This is a genomic window from Myxococcus llanfairpwllgwyngyllgogerychwyrndrobwllllantysiliogogogochensis (assembly GCF_006636215.1).
GTDB classification, from domain to species: domain Bacteria; phylum Myxococcota; class Myxococcia; order Myxococcales; family Myxococcaceae; genus Myxococcus; species Myxococcus llanfairpwllgwyngyllgogerychwyrndrobwllllantysiliogogogochensis.
In genome coordinates, this window is the sequence record NZ_VIFM01000548.1 from 1 (window position 1) to 1,177 (window position 1,177).

A 1,177-nucleotide genomic window follows, 5' to 3' on the forward strand; every position below is an offset into this window, starting at 1 on the left:
GGCGCCCTCCCGCCGAAGCCGACATGCAGCGATATTTCGGCACCACTCCTCCCACCGTCCACCGCATGGTGCTGGAGCTTGAACGCCGGGGGCTCATCCGGCGCAGCGCCGGACAGGCCCGCAGCATTGAACTGCTGCTGGCCCCGGAACTTCTGCCCGTCCTACGCTGAGTCGCTCAAAACCAATCGGTCAGAACCTCTGTGCCGAGGTACTAGTCGGGAGTTCCTCGCCAACATCCACAGGTTCAAGGAGGAGCCGTCCGAGCTTCCCATAAGGGTCGCCGCGCTGACCAGTCGCCCACCATTTGATTTGTGCTTGGCGGATGAAAACGAGTTCTTCTGGAAGACTGGTCATTTGAAAGCCCAAGAACAGCCGATAACTGAGGTCGCCTGACCAGTCGCCGACGTTGGCCCCATTGTAGAAGGAGGTCTGTCGCGAGAAATCTGGAGCCGACAAGGGACCGCTAGTCCTGAGATCGAAGTCGAAGGTCGTGATCGCCTGACGCATGGTCCGGAAGTTTCGACTCAAGGTTTCCACCAGTGGATTCCCCGCGACGTCACGCGCCGTGGCCGTGACTTGCCAGTGGAGGTCCGTTCCATGAGCAAGGCTCGAGGGCAGGGTGTATGTCATTACCGTTGACGCTGCATTCCATGCGAATGTGCCGGTATTGAGGCCCGCAGGCGATAGAATCGCGAATGCCGTTTCGACGGATCCTCTTTCCATGGGTTCCGAGAATACGACTTCGAGAAGTGTGTTCCGGCCAGCTCCAATGGCTCCATTCACGGGTGTCGTGAACAAGACCGTCGGCGGAGTTGTGTCGGGGGCAGGGCCTTCTGTAGTGAATGAGAGTGAATGAGGCCCACTCAATGCATTGCCAACAAGGTCCTCGCCGACGACCGTGACTGTATAGAGAGTGTTTTCACTCAGGGGAGAGGCGACTCCCACGGTGAGCATCGTGCCTTGAAGGCTCCAGGCTGCGTTGCCGAGAGGGTGCTCTGGCTGGAGCGTGACTCGAACGCTGCTCTGCTTCATCGTTTCGGAGAACGTCAGCGGTGAGCGTCAAGGTAGATGTCGCGTGAGAGGGTTCAGCCGATGCGCTTCATCTCCTGCACGGCCGGGATGAGGCTGGGCGAGGGGCCCAGGCGGACGGAGCCCGCGGGAGTCCAGTTGCGCGTGA

The 1,177-nt window shown here is 60.2% G+C and carries 2 protein-coding genes; one reads left to right on the plus strand and one right to left on the minus strand.

All coding sequences use genetic code 11. The annotated features are described in order from the left end of the window. Positions 1-23 precede the first annotated feature (23 nt). Entirely contained in the window at positions 24-170 is a 147-nt protein-coding gene (locus tag FJV41_RS55070) for a helix-turn-helix domain-containing protein (RefSeq protein ID WP_368773775.1), read from the plus strand. Positions 171-189: 19 nt separating this feature from the next. On the opposite strand, the gene FJV41_RS52960 is transcribed toward FJV41_RS55070, so the two are convergent. Continuing rightward, a complete protein-coding gene (locus FJV41_RS52960) occupies positions 190-1,050 on the minus strand; it encodes an Ig-like domain-containing domain (RefSeq protein WP_281291653.1) in 861 nt (286 codons plus the stop codon). Positions 1,051-1,177: the final 127 nt, after the last annotated feature.